The sequence below is a fragment of the Neobacillus piezotolerans genome (assembly GCF_003362805.1).
Taxonomy (GTDB): domain Bacteria; phylum Bacillota; class Bacilli; order Bacillales; family Cytobacillaceae; genus Bacillus_D; species Bacillus_D piezotolerans.
In genome coordinates this window covers 704,513-721,486 of the sequence record NZ_QNQT01000002.1, presented here as the reverse complement: position 1 = coordinate 721,486, position 16,974 = coordinate 704,513, and the positions used below count along the sequence as shown (strand labels likewise).

General features: G+C 40.5%; 18 protein-coding genes. 6 read left to right on the top strand and 12 right to left on the bottom strand.

Features of this window, described 5'->3' with window-relative positions; translation table 11 throughout:
- Nucleotides 1-249: 249 nt before the first annotated feature.
- From DRW41_RS08585 to DRW41_RS08550, 8 genes are all read right to left on the bottom strand, one after another.
- The gene (locus DRW41_RS08585; protein ID WP_115451535.1) at nucleotides 250-627 is read right to left on the bottom strand and encodes a hypothetical protein; all 378 of its coding nucleotides are present in this window, start codon (nucleotides 625-627) and stop codon (nucleotides 250-252) included.
- Nucleotides 628-835: 208 nt separating this feature from the next.
- Nucleotides 836-1,252, bottom strand: coding sequence for a hypothetical protein (locus DRW41_RS08580; protein WP_115451534.1), 417 nt, complete (start codon nucleotides 1,250-1,252; stop codon nucleotides 836-838).
- Between the two features lie 222 nt (nucleotides 1,253-1,474).
- Nucleotides 1,475-2,041, bottom strand: coding sequence for a permease (locus tag DRW41_RS08575; protein ID WP_115451533.1), 567 nt, complete (start codon nucleotides 2,039-2,041; stop codon nucleotides 1,475-1,477).
- Between the two features lie 234 nt (nucleotides 2,042-2,275).
- Entirely contained in the window at nucleotides 2,276-2,485 is a 210-nt protein-coding gene (locus tag DRW41_RS08570; RefSeq protein WP_115451532.1) for a hypothetical protein, read from the bottom strand.
- 30 nt (nucleotides 2,486-2,515) lie between these two features.
- Nucleotides 2,516-2,893: an SET domain-containing protein gene (locus tag DRW41_RS08565; protein ID WP_115451531.1), complete on the bottom strand. Its 378-nt coding sequence runs from the start codon at nucleotides 2,891-2,893 to the stop codon at nucleotides 2,516-2,518.
- Nucleotides 2,894-3,040: 147 nt separating this feature from the next.
- Nucleotides 3,041-3,523, bottom strand: coding sequence for a hypothetical protein (locus DRW41_RS08560; RefSeq protein WP_142752198.1), 483 nt, complete (start codon nucleotides 3,521-3,523; stop codon nucleotides 3,041-3,043).
- Between the two features lie 106 nt (nucleotides 3,524-3,629).
- On the bottom strand, nucleotides 3,630-4,247 hold the full coding sequence (locus DRW41_RS08555; RefSeq protein ID WP_115451529.1) for an NUDIX hydrolase: 618 nt from the start codon (nucleotides 4,245-4,247) through the stop codon (nucleotides 3,630-3,632).
- A gap of 64 nt (nucleotides 4,248-4,311) precedes the next feature.
- Entirely contained in the window at nucleotides 4,312-4,653 is a 342-nt protein-coding gene (locus tag DRW41_RS08550; protein ID WP_115451528.1) for a hypothetical protein, read from the bottom strand.
- A 161-nt stretch (nucleotides 4,654-4,814) separates the two neighbouring features.
- Between DRW41_RS08550 and DRW41_RS08545 the strand changes: the two genes are divergently transcribed.
- The 6 genes from DRW41_RS08545 (at nucleotide 4,815) to DRW41_RS08520 (ending at nucleotide 12,195) form a co-directional block, all read left to right on the top strand.
- A complete protein-coding gene (locus tag DRW41_RS08545) occupies nucleotides 4,815-5,561 on the top strand; it encodes a class I SAM-dependent methyltransferase (protein ID WP_115451527.1) in 747 nt (248 codons plus the stop codon).
- Between the two features lie 376 nt (nucleotides 5,562-5,937).
- A complete protein-coding gene (locus DRW41_RS08540; protein ID WP_115451526.1) occupies nucleotides 5,938-6,663 on the top strand; it encodes a GntR family transcriptional regulator in 726 nt (241 codons plus the stop codon).
- Nucleotides 6,656-8,194 carry a gluconokinase gene (gene gntK / locus DRW41_RS08535; protein WP_115451525.1) on the top strand — a complete coding sequence of 513 codons (1,539 nt, stop codon included), beginning with the start codon at nucleotides 6,656-6,658 and terminating at the stop codon, nucleotides 8,192-8,194. Before DRW41_RS08540 ends, gntK begins: the two co-directional genes overlap by 8 nt.
- Nucleotides 8,195-8,213: 19 nt before the next feature.
- Nucleotides 8,214-9,560 carry a GntP family permease gene (locus DRW41_RS08530; protein ID WP_115451524.1) on the top strand — a complete coding sequence of 449 codons (1,347 nt, stop codon included), beginning with the start codon at nucleotides 8,214-8,216 and terminating at the stop codon, nucleotides 9,558-9,560.
- 108 nt (nucleotides 9,561-9,668) lie between these two features.
- Entirely contained in the window at nucleotides 9,669-11,075 is a 1,407-nt protein-coding gene (gene gnd / locus DRW41_RS08525; protein ID WP_115451523.1) for a decarboxylating NADP(+)-dependent phosphogluconate dehydrogenase, read from the top strand.
- A 223-nt stretch (nucleotides 11,076-11,298) separates the two neighbouring features.
- A complete protein-coding gene (locus DRW41_RS08520) occupies nucleotides 11,299-12,195 on the top strand; it encodes an EamA family transporter (protein ID WP_245959392.1) in 897 nt (298 codons plus the stop codon).
- A 154-nt stretch (nucleotides 12,196-12,349) separates the two neighbouring features.
- Here DRW41_RS08520 and DRW41_RS08515 read toward each other — a convergent pair whose 3' ends face one another.
- The 4 genes from DRW41_RS08515 to DRW41_RS08500 form a co-directional block, all read right to left on the bottom strand.
- Nucleotides 12,350-13,348, bottom strand: coding sequence for a nucleoside hydrolase (locus DRW41_RS08515; protein ID WP_115451521.1), 999 nt, complete (start codon nucleotides 13,346-13,348; stop codon nucleotides 12,350-12,352).
- A gap of 23 nt (nucleotides 13,349-13,371) precedes the next feature.
- On the bottom strand, nucleotides 13,372-14,292 hold the full coding sequence (rbsK, locus tag DRW41_RS08510; protein WP_115451520.1) for a ribokinase: 921 nt from the start codon (nucleotides 14,290-14,292) through the stop codon (nucleotides 13,372-13,374).
- A gap of 73 nt (nucleotides 14,293-14,365) precedes the next feature.
- The gene (locus tag DRW41_RS08505; RefSeq protein WP_115451519.1) at nucleotides 14,366-15,607 is read right to left on the bottom strand and encodes a NupC/NupG family nucleoside CNT transporter; all 1,242 of its coding nucleotides are present in this window, start codon (nucleotides 15,605-15,607) and stop codon (nucleotides 14,366-14,368) included.
- 201 nt (nucleotides 15,608-15,808) lie between these two features.
- Nucleotides 15,809-16,813: a LacI family DNA-binding transcriptional regulator gene (locus DRW41_RS08500; protein WP_142752197.1), complete on the bottom strand. Its 1,005-nt coding sequence runs from the start codon at nucleotides 16,811-16,813 to the stop codon at nucleotides 15,809-15,811.
- Nucleotides 16,814-16,974: the final 161 nt, after the last annotated feature.

The following is a 16,974-nucleotide window of genomic DNA, read 5'->3' as shown; positions in this document are numbered from 1 at the left end:
CTCAAAATGGTTGTAAATTAAGGTGAGTATACCATTTTGGCCCATTTTAAAAATATACTAAAATAATGGAAAAACCCTCCCTTAGATCGGAAGAGTTTTAAGAAAAAGCTTATTCATTTAATTCCTTCAACCACCGGACATATTACATGGTCTGTATCCATTACAGATTTCCCCAATTTCCCAAACGCATTGTTCCACGGCAGAAAAAAACGGCTGGTTATGCTCTTTTGAAAAACTCCGTAGACATCGTCAATCCACTTTTATAAATCCAACAGGTTTCCCCAAAGCATTCATGAAGCTAACTTTTTTAACTGCCCTTTTAGAATCGAGATCTGTGGAGTCTGTCATTTTATAAATTATGTCCACTCCCACATTATCGGATTTTCTAATCGATACGATTTCAATCCGCTGCCCGGCCTGGCCTACAATAAAGGCTTCGGTCTTTATGCCTTTTTCTTCTATCCCTGTAAAGGGGGTTTCACTTGAAGGGAAATTTGCCAACATGCTGTTTATTTCATTTTCCGAAAGCGATATTTCCTTGTAAGTGACATCCTTTTTTAAAAAGAAAATAAAAAATACGGTTGCCGCCAAACCTGCGATACCTATTGCGAGAGCCCTCTTCTTCACCTGCTTCACTCCCCTTTTTCGTTAAAAAAGACCTTGTTTAGGAATTAGACGTGTGAATAGATTAAAGGATTCATTTTTCAAAAAACAGCCTTACTCGTTTTTAAAGGAAATTTTATTCTGAATAAGAAATCGGCTTCGTGAAACAGCGGTGCAGAGGCGTATATGGAATCCCCTAAACCGAAACCTTCTCCTCCTTTTGCGAAAATTCCTATGGCTTAAAGTTTAACAACTCCAACAATTTGGCTGCATCACCTTTAAAGTTAAACACCAATGCCCTGCCTCTATCATCAAAAAACATTAGGTGCGGATTTTCATAAGCTGGGAAAATAATGATGACTTCCTCCACTGGCCCGGTAAACAGTTGGGTTTTCACCCTCACACTCGGTTCCAAAGGAACTTTAATCATAAAGCCTTCCCTCGGAACAGGATTTAATTTCGGATAAACACTGCTTATTCCAGCAAGGTATTTCCCTACTTCCAAATTTACCTTGGGATTCGGCTGCGACGTCATAACGACCTTTCCCTTTGCGATATCGAATATTTCAATTTGTCGGTGTGTTTGAGCTAAAGTGTGTATAGAAAGAAAACCCATTAGGAAAATGCAAACAATTACCTTCTTAACCAACCTTACCACCTCCGAGGGTAGTATTCCCGTTGCCTGATAAAAATTTCACGACGAACCTTCCGCCACGTGTTAGCTTGGAAAAAAATCAAAGAGTCTAATCCCCGCGTTTTTTATACTCTTAATATGCCGAATCCCTTTTAAATCCTGTAATTATCCTTAAGACTCGAGGACATTCACCTTTGAGACTGGAAATACTTTCTGGGATTGAATCATGACTTTAATTTATGATAAAACGTCAATGCCTAATGATAGAAAGAGAAAAAAGGTCATTAAACTACCAGCTATAATGGCTTTTCCCCTGTGTCTAAGTTCAGGAGACTGGAGTACGTGTCTGAAATAATAAAAAGACCCAGCTGTAATCAAGAGAAGTTCGATTAGGATGCTTATAAAAACAGAATCCCATAATCCTAAACCAAGGAGAGGGAGGCCGCCTGCGTTTCCCGGGAGAATGGGTAGATCGGGACGATGAACGATTAAATCTAAAACCCAGTGGCTAAAAGCTACAGTTCCAATTATCACCCCTGATTTTTTGCCCCAAAATTCTACAGCAAGGAACCCGGCTAGAATGGAAAGCAACATGGCTCCTATGAAAGAATGAGTGTAAAATGCATAAATCATCATCTGAGCGTAGCCGCCATCGCCGATTGGTTCGATTGACTCCTTCCCGGCTAAATTGAATGGAATAAAGGCTATATCAAGTAATTGAGTGCTGACCAACAGCGACCAAATTGGCAGTTCTGGGGTTTTACTTTTCACTACAGCAGCAACTCCAAAATGTCCAGCAAACATCTTAACCATCTCCTAAAATTAGAAATAATAATAAAAAATCCCTTTTCTATTTAACTTTAATCTTCTTTGTTGGGGACAATAGTTAAATTTGTGTAATTTTTGTAGTAGGTTTTTATATAGCCTCTTCAATAGCCGGCTTTAGAACGGTATATGGATTGCCCCACTTTCGTCTCATAAAATAAAAACAGCGCCAATTTCCAATAGAAATCGGCGCTTTATGTGCTGGCTATTTTGTTAGCGTGATACTTTCGGCGGCTGGCACACGTCACATTTACGCTGGTGGTTATTTTTAAACTTGGTAAATGTTTTTTCAAAGTTATTGCCGCATGGACATTTAAATAGCAGCTTTTGCGAAAAACCGTGATATTCAGTCGACAGCAATTTGCTGTCCGAATTTTTCTCAACAAATTCCTTGATTTTATCAATTGTCCATCGTTTATTCATATTCTCTGCTCCTTACCTGGCAGGACAAATTTATTCCTTATTAAACCACAGTTCCTCTTTGTCATCAACGTCGCCATTATAATTGATAAGAATTTCATCCCCTGCTTTTATATCTCTGTAAGCATAAAATTCGAATGTGTGGTTATCAAAATTAATATCATACGTTGCATTCGGTTCGTACGAATGGTTGAACAGCATCCCATACCCAAGGAGGATCGCGGAATGGTTTATCCCATACTCAAAAGCGTAATCGGCAAGCAGGGTTTTCTCTATATGTTCATGCTGGTCATTTGGATAAGCAATGACAGGCGCCTCGTGCAATAGCTCCCCTTTTTTTATATCTCGTGTCGCAAACACGCCTCTATTGAATTCACCATTACTAAGTGATGATGTTTTTACCTCAATCATGCTGCTCACCTTCTCACTTTTAAAATTTACCTTCTCTACTTTACCATAGATTGAACGCATTCCGGACTATATTATCTAAATTATGCCCAGTCCAGCAGCCAGACTAAACAAAAATCCATTGTTAACGGATTCAGTCAGCCATATAAGCTAGTTTTCCAATCCACTTTCAAATGCTTTGAATTCTTCCCAAAATTGTTTGGACGTTTGGGAATCGGGATTGGATAATTCATTGAACCACAACATTTCGTCTTCCCCTAAATGATCATTCGTTTCCTTCAAAGCTTCCGTGATGAAACTCCTATGGCCTTCAATTTGTTCGTTAAGCTCTCTAGTATTCTCTGCACCTGAACTCACTGCTATTGCGAGGTTCCAGTATAATTTTGATAAATAATGGAGCTGATCTCCCATAACCCCCATGTTCCCGCCCATGGCGTTAAACTTGTCAGCGTTTGCTTCCAACTTTCCTCTATGCCTCTCTAATGCCACATTTCCATTTTCATTTTTCAGTTCTTCCTGCCAAAAACCAGCTGGATCATCCAGGTGAAAAATGGTTTTTCGAACTGTATTTTGAAAAGACGCCCCCAAGGATTGTTGAAAATCCAGGTTTTTTTGATATTGGTAAAAATTCAAACTGAGAGAAGCGGCGAAAAGGAAAACAAAGGCATATTTTATTAGCTTCCTGGAGTTGATAAAAAACACCCCTTCTTCATATAATCAGTTCATTACGCGGCAATTTTTAATCAAACCAGACGGGTTCCTGCGGATAATGCAAGTGTTTAAAAGCTAGCTGAATTTGGGATTCTGTATTTCTTTCTACTGAAAGCGGCGGCAGCCCATCTTCCGGAAAAAACCCGACCGCGCTTGTTTCAATCCCTTCCTTTGGCTGCCCGCCTATGATTTCGCATTTGTAAAAAAGTTTATACGTATGATAGGGCGATGGCGGATGCGGATGGCATTTCTTATCTAAGACGCCGATTAGCCTTACTACTTTGACATCAAACCCTGATTCTTCCTTTACTTCTTTGACCGCTACTTCACTCGGAGTTAAACCGATGTCAGCCCAGCCTCCTGGCAGCGACCAGCCGCCATCCATTTTTTCTTTGACCATTAAAATTTTGTTCTCCCTAAAAACAACAGCCCGAATATCAACCTTTGGTGTGGCGTAGCCCGTTTCATTGGCGAATAAGTCCGCAATTTTATTTGTATCCACCCCAGTGTGATGGGCCATGATATCAACGCTTATTTTCCTTATCTCTTCAAATCTCTCCAAATCATAAACATCCTTGGAATATGTCAATCCGGCCTGTGCAATCGATTGAAGCTGTTTCGCCCACTCCAGCCATTTAGGCTCCATCCTTCATCACCGCCAATTCTATATAAATATAAATTTATTCTTGAAGCTACACGTTGAAATTAATTTAACGGCCCATAAAGATCAATAAATTCCCCTGTTCAGCATCCAGCACGATTGTTGGCTCGCTGCTTCCATATTTAATTGTAACTTCCCATTGTTTTCTATTAAGAAATTCATTCCAAAATCCTTCCCGGTGCTTTAGTTCCGCCCGAATATGTTCAGGTGGAATTTCTTTCAAATCAGAATCATTTTCTGGTATAGAGTTTTGCCATTCTTTTGGAGGATCTTGCGATTGTTCCATTACACGAACGATCGCTTCGCCCGTGGTCAGGGTCCTCCCTTGATGAAGATAGAGGAAAAATATGATCGCTATTGCCACTAAAGTAAAAATTACTTTCTTTATCATATGCCCTCTAACCAGTTAACCCTCTTTTACTTTCTATATTTTACCACATCATTCAGTTTCGTCCTTGAAGATCTCCATGTATACCCAATTTCATCATTCAAGGCAGGATATTCCCCCTAATTGGAGAATATATGTTCTTATCAACTAATGGAGGATGAGCTATGGCTATGAATACGCTAAATGTAAATAAACAAAGTTGGGATGAGGTGGCGCATCGTTTTTACGGGAGGAATCCACTGCCCGAATATGGGCCATTGGCTCCCAATGAAGAGGATCTTAATCTGTTCGGAGATGTGAAAGGTTTAAAGATTTTGGAGATAGGCTGTGGCAGCGGGCATTCATTGAACTACTTGGATTCGAAAAACGCTCGTGAATTATGGGGATTGGATTTTTCGAAAACGCAGATAGGCGCTGCGAAGGAATTATTAGAAAAAGCCAAAACCCCTATTAAGTTATTTGAATCGCCAATGGAGGAAAACCCGGGCATTCCAATTGATTGCTTCGATATCGTCTTTTCGATTTACGCCTTGGGGTGGACCGCTGACCTCAACCGGACGGTAAGAAATGTGCATTCCTATTTAAAGCAGGGCGGCGTTTTCATTTTTAGCTGGGAGCATCCGCTGTACAATCGAGTTAAAAATGATGGCGACATTGTGATGATTACTAAGTCGTATCATGAAGAAGGGCCTTATGATCATGAAGCATGGGGCCATCCGGCCATAATGCAGCAATTCAGGCTTAGCACTTACATAAATACGTTAATCGAAAACGGATTTACGATTGAAAAAGTCGTGGAAGATGCTTGCCTATCGGAAGCGGACATCGAACGGCACTCCAACAGCTGGTATTGTTATGAAAAAGCCCAATACCTTCCCACTACTCTAATCATTAAAGCCAGGAAATTATGATGAACATATAATTCTACAGGTGCGTTTATCACTAAAAGATTAACGCGCCTTTTTGGCCGTATGGGAAAGGATGCTTTTTGACATTTATCATTTTAAAGTTTTAAAAAACAACAACCTTATACTGGAAATATAATCGACGTTTTGTTAGTAAAGTGAATCGTATAATTGGAGCCCCTTCTCCCTCCCACTATTAGATTCCCCATTTGCCCCGTTCTAAGGCTAAGAAAGGGCTTTTAGCCTTCCCCCTGGGTAATATAATCAATTTCAATAATATGATTTTAAGAAAAAGTTAAAAAAGCGTTTACATTTCAGAATCTTATATTATAATAACTTGTATACAAGTATACTTGTTGTACATCGACTAGGAGGGAACTTTATGGCAGGGTCAAACCTCTATCCCGAAAAATGGCTTTCCAAGGCCTCGACGGGCGACCGGATTGCTTATGAACTCAGAATGCGGATTATATCCGGCATGATTGAAGCCGGTTCCACTCTATCAGAGAATAAATTGGCAGCCGATTTTTCGGTAAGCCGCTCACCTATCCGTGATGCATTAAAAATATTGTCATCTGAAAACATCATTCAGTTAGAAAGAATGGGCGCGGTGGTTTCGGGCCTATCGCAAAAGGAAATTGAAGAAATATATGATGTTCGGCTGCTTATCGAAACGTTTGTTTTCGAACGGCTTGCCAGAATTGACGTTAGTGAATTAGTCAAAGAACTAAGCAAAATTTTTGAAATGATGAAGGTTGCCATCAAATACCATGACCCCGATGAATTTTCGTATCAAGATGTTTTGTTCCATGAAACGATCATCAGGGCCGCCAACCATTCCTACATCCTAATGATTTGGAATAATTTGAAGCCGGTAATGGAAAGCTTGATTCTGTTGTCAATGCGCAATCGTTTCAATGAAAAATACGATGATTTTGATCGGATTCTGAAAAATCACGAGCTATATATAGAAGCAATAAAAACGAAAGACCGGACCCTTATGATCAAGTCCCTCCACCAAAATTTTGATGATGTCCAAGGCAAGGTAGAAGACCTGTGGAGGTCCCAGCAAATGCTTTCAGAAGGAGTGGAACAAGAAAATGACTAACTTTATGTTAGGAATCGATATTGGCACCACAAGTACAAAAGCGGTTTTATTCAGTGAAAAAGGCGACGTCATCCATACGGAGAATATTGGTTATCCGCTTTACACACCTGATATTTCAACAGCGGAACAAGATCCGAAGGAAATATTCCAGGCCGTTTTGCAAGCGATTACCAATATTACAAAACAACATCCCGAAAAAAGGCTTAAGTTTATTTCTTTTAGCAGCGCCATGCATAGCGTTATTGCCATGGATGAGAACAACGAGCCGCTTACCCCATGCATTACTTGGGCAGATAACCGCAGTGAAGCGTGGACGCATAAAATTAAAAATGAACTGAATGGCCATGAGGTTTATAAACGGACAGGAACGCCGATGCACCCGATGTCGCCATTGTCCAAAATTGCCTGGATTGTGAATGAGCGTCCGGAAATCGCCGCCAAAACGAAGAGATATATCGGGATTAAAGAATTTGTTTTCAAGAAGTTCTTTGATCAATATGTTGTTGATTACTCCCTTGCGTCGGCCATGGGTATGATGAATTTGAAAACACTGGATTGGGATGAAGAGGCATTAACCATTGCAGGGATTTCAAGAGATCAATTATCCGAACTCGTCCCGACAACCAAACTATTTACGAATTGCAACCCGGTTTTGGCAAGCCAAATCGGACTCGACCCAAAGACTCCTTTTGTCATTGGCGCCAGTGATGGCGTGCTCTCGAATTTAGGGGTAAATGCGATCAGAAAAGGCGAAATCGCTGTCACGATTGGGACAAGCGGCGCTATACGAACAATTATCGACAAGCCGCAGACAGATGAAAAAGGCAGGATATTTTGCTACGCCTTAACCGAGAACCATTGGGTTATTGGAGGTCCGGTAAACAACGGCGGAATGGTGTTGCGCTGGATCCGCGATGAATTCGCCTCAGCCGAAGTTGAAACAGCGAAGAGGTTGGGAATCGACCCTTATGAGGTTTTAACAAAAATCGCAGCGGGTGTGAGGCCAGGTGCTGATGGATTATTATTCCATCCATACTTGGCGGGTGAACGGGCGCCAATGTGGAACCCGGATGTACGCGGCTCATTTTTCGGCTTAACGATGTCGCATAAAAAAGAACATATGGTTCGTGCCGCCCTTGAAGGCGTTATATACAATTTGTACACAGTATTTCTTGCTTTAACTGAGTGCATGGATGGTCCTGTGACCCGCATTCAGGCAACTGGAGGCTTCGCAAGGTCTGAGGTCTGGCGCCAGATGATGTCGGATATCTTTGAATCTGAAGTGGTCGTTCCGGAAAGCTATGAAAGCTCGTGCCTTGGCGCCTGCATTTTAGGATTGTATTCATTGGGAGAAATCGAGTCCTTTGAAATCGTTTCCGAAATGATTGGCAGCACGTACAAACATACCCCGAAAGGAGATGCAGTGAAAGAGTATCGGGAATTATTGCCGATTTTCATTGAACTATCAAGAGTATTAACAGAAGATTATTCAAGAATTGCGAAGTATCAAAGAGGATTAACAACAAGATAGCATTAAGGGGGATATTACAGTGCCATTATTTATTGTAGCAATTGGAATTTTAGCATTACTTCTTTTAATTATGGGCTTAAAATTAAACACTTTTATCTCGTTAATCATTGTATCGTTCGGGGTTGCCTTGGCCCTTGGGATGCCGCTTGAAGAAATCGTCAAAACAATTGAAGCCGGCCTCGGTGGAACGCTAGGGCACTTGGCATTGATTTTTGGACTTGGAGCGATGTTGGGTAAGTTAATCGCCGATTCCGGCGGCGCGCAACGGATTGCCATGACACTCGTGAACAAGTTCGGTGAGAAAAATATTCAATGGGCCGTCGTTGCCGCATCGTTTATCATCGGCGTCGCATTATTCTTTGAAGTAGGATTAGTTCTCTTAATTCCAATCGTTTTCGCTATTTCAAAAGAGTTAAGGATTTCGATTCTGTATCTTGGTATTCCAATGACAGCAGCATTATCCGTTACACACGGCTTCCTCCCTCCTCACCCAGGACCGACTGTTATTGCGGGCGAATATGGAGCGAACATTGGGGAAGTATTGCTTTACGGGTTCATTATTGCTATTCCGACAGTCATTATCGCAGGGCCGCTGTTTACGAAGCTTGCTAAAAAGCTCGTTCCGGCATCGTTTACAAAAACAGGAAATATTGCCTCTTTAGGCGAACAAAAAACATTTAAAATGGAAGACACTCCTGGATTCGGCATCAGTGTATTTACTGCCATCCTGCCTGTTATTCTAATGTCAATCGCGACAATTATTACTTTGCTTCAAAAAACAATCGGGTTTGAAGATAATAGCTTCCTTGCGGGAATCCGTTTTATCGGTGAAGCCGGGACCGCTATGTTGATTTCCTTATTGGTTGCTGTCTACACAATGGGTATTGCAAGGAAAATTCCAATCAAGTCCGTTATGGATTCCTGTACGACAGCGATTTCCCATATCGGGATGATGCTCTTGATCATTGGCGGAGGCGGAGCCTTCAAACAAGTATTGATCAATGGCGGCGTCGGTGATTACGTAGCTGAATTGTTCAAAGGAACTTCAATGTCCCCAATCCTGCTTGCCTGGATCATCGCCGCAATCTTAAGGATTTCGCTGGGATCTGCTACTGTAGCCGCTTTGACAACTGCCGGATTGGTTATCCCAATGCTTGGACAATCCGATGTGAATCTCGCTTTAGTCGTTCTTGCAACCGGTGCTGGAAGTTTAATAGCTTCCCACGTTAACGACGCAGGCTTCTGGATGTTTAAAGAGTACTTTGGCTTAACGATGAAAGAAACATTTGCAACTTGGACATTGCTTGAGACAATTATCTCTGTTGCGGGCTTAGGATTTGTTTTACTATTAAGCTTGATTGTTTAATGGTTGAAATTTCTTTTTTGAAAAATTGTCCATCCGGGCAGTATATCCCTAGCAGTTAATGCGGGGGATACACTGCCCCTTATCTGTTAAAAAAGGAGTCTTGCCAAAATGTTGAACACAATTGGAGTCATTGGCTTAGGAGTAATGGGCAGCAATATCGCTTTAAATATGGCCAGTAAAGGAGAGCAAGTTGCTGTCTACAATTATACAAGGGATTTAACCGACCAACTCGTTCAAAAAAGCAGCGGGAAGGCCATCTCCCCTTTCTATGAAGTCCAGGATTTTGTCCAGTCCTTACAAACCCCGCGGAAAATCTTCCTCATGGTTACAGCCGGAAGCCCGATTGATTCGGTCATCCAATCATTAATTCCTTTTCTTGAAGCTGGCGATGTGATTATGGACGGCGGCAATTCCCACTTTGAAGATACGGCTCGGAGATATGATGAGTTGAAGCAAAAAGGGATCGGGTATTTAGGGATTGGCATTTCCGGCGGGGAGATCGGCGCATTAACAGGGCCTTCCATTATGCCGGGTGGAGATAAGGACGTTTATGAAAAAGCGGCCCCTATTCTTACAAAAATCGCGGCCCAGGTAGACAATGACCCTTGCTGCACCTATATTGGCCCTAAAGGCTCGGGACACTTTGTTAAAATGGTCCATAACGGGATCGAGTATGCGGATATGCAGCTGATTGCGGAGGCATATACGTTTTTACGAAAGAGATTGGCATTGCCTGTCGAGGAAATCGCCGATATTTTTGAATCCTGGAACCATGGCGAGCTGAAAAGTTATTTAATCGAAATTACCGCCGAAATCCTTAGGAAAAAAGATGAACTAACAGGCTTGCCGCTAATCGACGTAATCCTTGATAAGGCCGGCCAAAAAGGAACAGGCAAATGGACAAGCCTCCAGGCAATTGATAACGGAATTCCTACTTCAATCATTACGGAATCATTGTTTGCTCGGTACCTTTCTGCTTTAAAAGAGGAAAGACTGAATGCGCAAGAAATCCTGACTGGCCCGGAAAATGATCAAGCACATTTGGATAAAGAATTGTGGATTGACAATGTGAGGCAGGCCTTATATATGGGGAAGGTTTGTGCCTACGCGCAAGGATTTACGCAATATAAGATGACTTCCGATCTGTACAGCTGGGACTTGCCGTTAAAGGATATTGCCCTAATTTTCCGCGGCGGCTGCATCATTCGCGCAGAATTTTTAAACGTAATTGGCGAAATATATGAAGGGCAGCCAAACTTGGCAAATTTATTAATTGCCCCGTATTTCACCGAAAAAGTAAAAGACTATCAAAAGGGATTGCGAAAAGTGGTCAGTGAAGGTATAAATTCCGGCATCTCGTTCCCATGTCTAAGTTCGGCGCTTACTTATTACGACAGCTACCGGACAGGCATGTCCAACGCAAATATAATTCAGGCACAACGGGATTATTTCGGAGCCCATACTTACGAACGAACGGATGCTGATGGGTTCTTTCACACGAACTGGCAGTCTTAAATTTCAATGATATAAGCTAGGCTTTAACTTTGTCGCTCCAGTAAAGGATATTTTCCCTTTACTGGGCGTTTTTTTAATACCTTGAATTTGGTATCAACGTTTATCCGCGGCAATTTCTCCGGCTATCGCCTCTCTCTCAAAAGTTTCCGGGGACAGCAAATTCACTATCATGATATAATAAGTGTTTGATAGTTTTGTGATTCAAGGAGGTTTCATCTTGAAAGTGAACAAAGGAATTTTATTTGTATTATTAGGCGCGGGCTGTTTTGGCTTTACCCCGATCTTTGCTGAATTGGGATTTGGCTACGGCTACTCGCTGGGACAGATAAATATCGTCCAAATGGCAATTTCCTTTCTGCTATTATGGTCGTTTACCTTGATAAAACGCTCGAGTTTCAAAGGGCTGAATAAGAAAAATATTCTCCAGTTGATGATGACTGGCTGCTTTATCGGATTAACGAGTATTTTCTATTATGGCGCGATGCAATATCTGCCAGCCTCATTGGCGATTATTTTAATGTTCCAATTCGTTTGGATTGGAATCATCCTGGAATGGATCTTCAGCAAAATAAAGCCAGCTCCTGTGACCATCCTGTCGATCGTGATTATATTGATTGGGGTCTTTTTCGCTTCCAATATCATGAACGGAGAAATACAAGGACTTCCTTTTAAAGGCTTCCTTTTTGGCATTCTATCCGCATTCACCTATGCCGGGTTTATTTTTTTCAGCGGAAAAATTGCCGTAAATGTGGATTCCTGGACACGGACATCCTTAATGGCAACAGGGTCGGCCCTTCTCGTTTTTGTCGTATTTATGCGTGAAATTCCGACTGTAGTTCCATTGGATGGCCACTTATTGATGGCATCTGCTGGCGCTTCGCTGTTTGGTGCCGTGATCCCGCCATTATTTTTCGCTGTCGGCGCGCCTTTGGTTCCAGGCGGCATCGCCAATATCCTGACATCCATCGAATTGCCAGTCGCAATCGTATCCGCCAGCCTGATTTTGTCAGAAGCGATCACGCCGCTGCAGTGGCTGGGAACGGCTATAATATTGGCTGCCATCGTGTTAAATGAACTAGGCACCAATCTTTTTAAAATCAGGAAGGATTTAAAGGGGTAAATAGTTTCTATCCCAATTATGTTTTTTTATACTAAAAAGGGCCAAACCTGCTGCAGTAACGCATACAAGGTTGGCCCTTTTTTCTGTATTGGTAAATAATTCATTACTCTTATGGTCCGTATCGTACCCAAATCTTAAAATGAAGTGCAAGTCATTATAAAATATATTTGGTATACATGGAATAGGATTCCGGGAAGCAAAGTTTGAAGAAGGCTTTTCTATAGCTGTCGTTGTCGATTCCCATATAAACATTTGCATTTGCTGGTTCATCATCACGATTCCCAGGAGATAATTGAACCACCGTCTGTCCTTTGCATATTCCTTGGCATTCCATCTTTAAATTGACTCGTTTATAGACGTCATCTTGGTCACTTAAACTTGGGTCAATCGCAAGCATGACAGCAACTAAATCATGAACGATAATACCGGAAATACGAAGGGCGTCCCAATACATTTTCTTATAATGATCTGACATTTCGCTTAATAGCGACCCTAAATGGCCACACTCTGTTCCCAGGAAGAATAAGTCATCCAAAGTAAAACGAGTACTTTGTGTAACATCCAATCCAATCATATTTATTTCAACATCTTCACCTATCGACTCGTAGACTTCTTTCGCGGCTTCAGGGTCTGCCCAATAATTGAATTCTGCCACCGGTGTCCGGTTCCCAATGCGAACGCCGCCACCCATGGACCAAATCGCTTTAACCTTTTTCATCGTTTCTTTATCTTTTCGAATGGCTAAGGCAATATTTGTTAATGGGCCTAAGGTAATCAGTTCGACCTCTCCCGGATTTTCTTTTACGGTTTCCAAAATAAAATCGACGGCGTGAGTATCTGACAGTTTGGTTCGGTCAGGAGTAAGCGTAACCGTTCCCAAACCGCCTGCTCCATGGACCGAAGAATCAATATTATATGTTTTAGCATTTTCCAGATCTACCAAAGAAGCGGTCGCCCCAGGATAAACGCGGCAGTCGGCATTCATTAAATTAACGATCCCTAAAGCGTTATTCACACAGTTATCCAAACCTACATTGCCTGCTACAACTGTTATTCCTGCTACATCAAATCCACCATAACTTAATGCGGCGACAATTGCATACGTATCATCAATGCCTGGATCTGTGTCTATGATAATCTTTCTTTTTTCCATGTTTGTCACCCCATATAAGAATTTTAATTTACGATTAGTCCAGCTTTGGATAAGGAACTTGCCGCCTCATCCTCACCCAACCGGTTTAGGACCATTTCATATGAAGGCATGCCGGTTTGCGCCCCTTTTTTCTCAACTGATAGTGAAGCACTTGCATTTGCAAATCTTACAGCCTCTTCAATCGTTTTCCCCTCGGTCAAAGCCACTGCGAAGCTGCCATTAAAGGTATCCCCGGCACCTGTTGTATCAACCGCTTTTACTGGATAACTTTTAACATAAACATGTTTTCCCCCGTCATAAAAACGAGCACCTTTATCTCCCAACGTAACAACCAATTTATTTGGGTATTGTTCTAAAGTTTCTTCGATATTTTCTCCAAAGAGGCTGATACATTCAGTTTCATTCGGTGTAATATACGTTGCCAAATCAATAAAATCTTTTTTAAATTTATCCATTGGCGCGGGATTTAAAATCGTAGGAATTTGATGTTCATGACAAATTTCCAATACTGCCTGGACAGTTTCAGGCGGTATTTCCAACTGAAGGACAACCATTTCACTTTTTACGATTTCATCTTTTACAAGACTAATTTTTTCCGGTGTTAATAAATGGTTTGCTCCAGGAATGACAATGATTCGATTATCAGAATTAGAAACGATAATCGAAGCAACACCCGTTGAAACATCTGGAACTATAAAGACTTGATCGGTTTTAATGTTTTTCTTTTTTAATGATGATAATGCAATTTTTCCATACTCATCGGTACCGCAAGCACCAATAAATTGTGCATTCATTCCTAATCTCGAAATCGCTACTGCCTGATTCGCACCCTTTCCACCAGTAAAAATGGAAAGGGAGTTCCCTAACGTAGTTTCTCCTTGTTCGGGCATGTGATCTGTTTGTACTACTAAATCAATATTTATACTGCCTACTACAGTTATCATTCAAGCACCTTCTTAGTGGTATGCAGGGACAGGACCCTTAGTTTTATAAGGTGTCAACGCACCCCCGTACCAATTAATAAAACATACCGACGATTGTTGCTGTCAGCATGGAGGCCATTGTGGCACCTACTAAGAGTTTCACCGAATATTTAGCAACCATTTTTCCTTGTTTTTCATCGATGGATTTAATTGAACCGGATACAATCCCAAGTGTTCCGAAGTTTGCGAAACTAATTAAATACGTAGAAATCATCGCATTTGCTTTTGGTGACAATGTTTCAGCGACTTTTGCCAACTCACCCATTGCAACAAATTCATTCGTAACTAGTTTCGTAGCCATGATACTGCCAACTTTAACGACTTCATCCCAAGGGACACCTAATACGAATGCAATTGGCGCAAAGATCCAGCCCATAATTTCTGTAAACGTAATATTAAACATAATTTCAAATGAATTATTTAATAACGTCACTAAAGCCATAAAACCGATTAACATGGCTGATACAATAATTACTAATTTAAAACCATCTAAAATGTAAGTGCCTAACATTTGGAAAAACGGTTCCCTTTCTTCACTTCCTGCACTTACTTCACTTGTTGCACTTACTTCGCGTTCTGCACTTACCCATTCTGCACCTTCCATATTAACTGAAGCATCTTCGTTGATTGTTTTTGGATCGTAAGGATTCACAACGCAAGAAATAATTAAAGCTGAAAAAATATTTAAAAATACAGCAACTACTACATATTGGCCTGGAACCATTGTCATATAAGCTCCCAATGTGGCCGCCGCAACAGCCGACATTGCCGATGCACAAATGGTATAAAGCTGCTGCGGTTTCATTTTAGAGATTTGTTCTTTAATTGTGATAAACACCTCAGGCTGTCCTAAAATAGCTGTTGAAGGTGCAAAATAACTTTCGAGATCTCCCATCCCTGTAATCTTATTGATTAGTTTTCCTGTCCACTTAATAATAAATGGCAAAACCTTGATATAATTTAAAATTCCAAGTAACGCTGATACAAAAACAATAGGCATTAATACGTGGAAAAAGAAGACAAATTCCATTTGTATACCGCCAAATACAAAGTTGGTGCCACCTTCTGCCTGTTTCAACAACCAACTAAAGAAGTCAGAAATCGCCCCTAAAATTTTTATCCCAAATGCAGTGTTTAAAGAAACAAATGTGATAACAAGCTGCAACCCAATCATGATAGCCATCGGTTTATATCGAACATTTTTTCTATCAAAGCTTATCAAGTAACCTAAACCAAAAATGAAGGCTAAACCGATGATCCCTCTAATGATGTCCATACTTTTTCCTCTTTTCTTTTGTCATAGTTGTTGTTGGTTTTGTATTACCTGAATAAGATGAAACGTTTCATCTTATTCTGTTAAAAAAAGGAGTTACATAAATTGGTATAATTGAAACGTTTCATTTTCATTTTAAAAAAATCGGAATCATATAATTCCAGATACTTGAAACGTTTCATTTTCTTGTTAAAAAAATATAGGTTATATAAGTTCAGCTACAGATCCGCCTTCTTTTAGTGTACAAGTAAAGAACATAGGCGCTTTTTCATAATAATTATTTTTCAAAAAATCCAGCAGCCGATATGCAGTATATTCCGCCATTTCTTTTATTGGCTGGATAATCATTGTTATACCGGGATTAACAATTTTCGTTAAATCATCCAGGTCAAAACCAATCAATGAAATATCTTTGCCTATTTTTATGTTGTGCTCATTCAAGTATTCAATTACGCCTAATGTCATATCATAGTTTGTTACGAATATTGCTGATGGGAGATTTTTCAATTGAAATATCTTTTCGCAGGCTAGATACCCGCCGCGTTTAGTGAAATCACTATAAACGATATAATCAGGATTAATTTCAATACGGTTCTCTTCTAAGGATTTTTTATAACCGTTTATACGTTCAATCGTCGTATACCCGTCCATATCTCCCCCAATAATGGATATCAATTCATGGTTTTTATGGATCAAGTAGTCAACAGCCATTTTTGATGCGCTTTCATTATTGACTAAAACATATTTCGCTTTATTATAATCCTCAATGATCCGGTCAAGTATGATAATCGGAATCGAACTTCTTAGGCTCTTCAGCCAATTCTCCAATGTTTCGTTATCTGTTGAAGGGATAATAATCATGGCGTCCGCATTTCTAGATTGTAAATTAGTTAACTTTTGATAATCTAAAAACGGGGAATGGCCGATGACTGTAATCATGACCATAAATCCTTTTTTTGATAAAATTTCTTCAACAACGGAAACGAGTTTGGCTGAAAATGTTAACCCGGATGATGGAATGACTAATCCGATCAACTTTGACTGTTTTGTTTTAAGCGACCGGGCAGACATGTTAACATTATATCCCAATTCTTCAATGGCTGTTTCGATTAAAAATTTGTTTTTTTCCCTGACATTTTTTCCATTCAAAAAGTTTGAGATAGTCCCTAGAGAAAGACCCGTCTTTTCTGAAATATCCTTAATTGTCACTCCCAATTCGATACCCCTTACAAACTATGAAACGTTTCATTTTTTTTAAAAATTAAACCGCTTTCAAAAGTAAATTTACTATATTCATAGAATTATGTCAAAGGAAATATTTCGAAGGAATTCAAACTTTGTGGGTTGTGCTCAGGCATTGCCTGCCGAAA

Bases quoted from the DNA above. Each gene is read 5' to 3' on its own strand.
- DRW41_RS08550 (WP_115451528.1), bottom strand. From the start codon at position 4,653: ATGATAAAGAAAGTAATTTTTACTTTAGTGGCAATAGCGATCATATTT.
- gntK (WP_115451525.1), top strand. From the start codon at position 6,656: ATGACTAACTTTATGTTAGGAATCGATATTGGCACCACAAGTACAAAA.
- DRW41_RS08515 (WP_115451521.1), bottom strand. From the start codon at position 13,348: ATGGAAAAAAGAAAGATTATCATAGACACAGATCCAGGCATTGATGAT.
- DRW41_RS08505 (WP_115451519.1), bottom strand. From the start codon at position 15,607: ATGGACATCATTAGAGGGATCATCGGTTTAGCCTTCATTTTTGGTTTA.
- gnd (WP_115451523.1), top strand. From the start codon at position 9,669: ATGTTGAACACAATTGGAGTCATTGGCTTAGGAGTAATGGGCAGCAAT.
- DRW41_RS08565 (WP_115451531.1), bottom strand. From the start codon at position 2,893: ATGATTGAGGTAAAAACATCATCACTTAGTAATGGTGAATTCAATAGA.
- DRW41_RS08570 (WP_115451532.1), bottom strand. From the start codon at position 2,485: ATGAATAAACGATGGACAATTGATAAAATCAAGGAATTTGTTGAGAAA.
- DRW41_RS08540 (WP_115451526.1), top strand. From the start codon at position 5,938: ATGGCAGGGTCAAACCTCTATCCCGAAAAATGGCTTTCCAAGGCCTCG.
- rbsK (WP_115451520.1), bottom strand. From the start codon at position 14,292: ATGATAACTGTAGTAGGCAGTATAAATATTGATTTAGTAGTACAAACA.
- DRW41_RS08555 (WP_115451529.1), bottom strand. From the start codon at position 4,247: ATGGAGCCTAAATGGCTGGAGTGGGCGAAACAGCTTCAATCGATTGCA.
- DRW41_RS08545 (WP_115451527.1), top strand. From the start codon at position 4,815: ATGGCTATGAATACGCTAAATGTAAATAAACAAAGTTGGGATGAGGTG.
- DRW41_RS08575 (WP_115451533.1), bottom strand. From the start codon at position 2,041: ATGTTTGCTGGACATTTTGGAGTTGCTGCTGTAGTGAAAAGTAAAACC.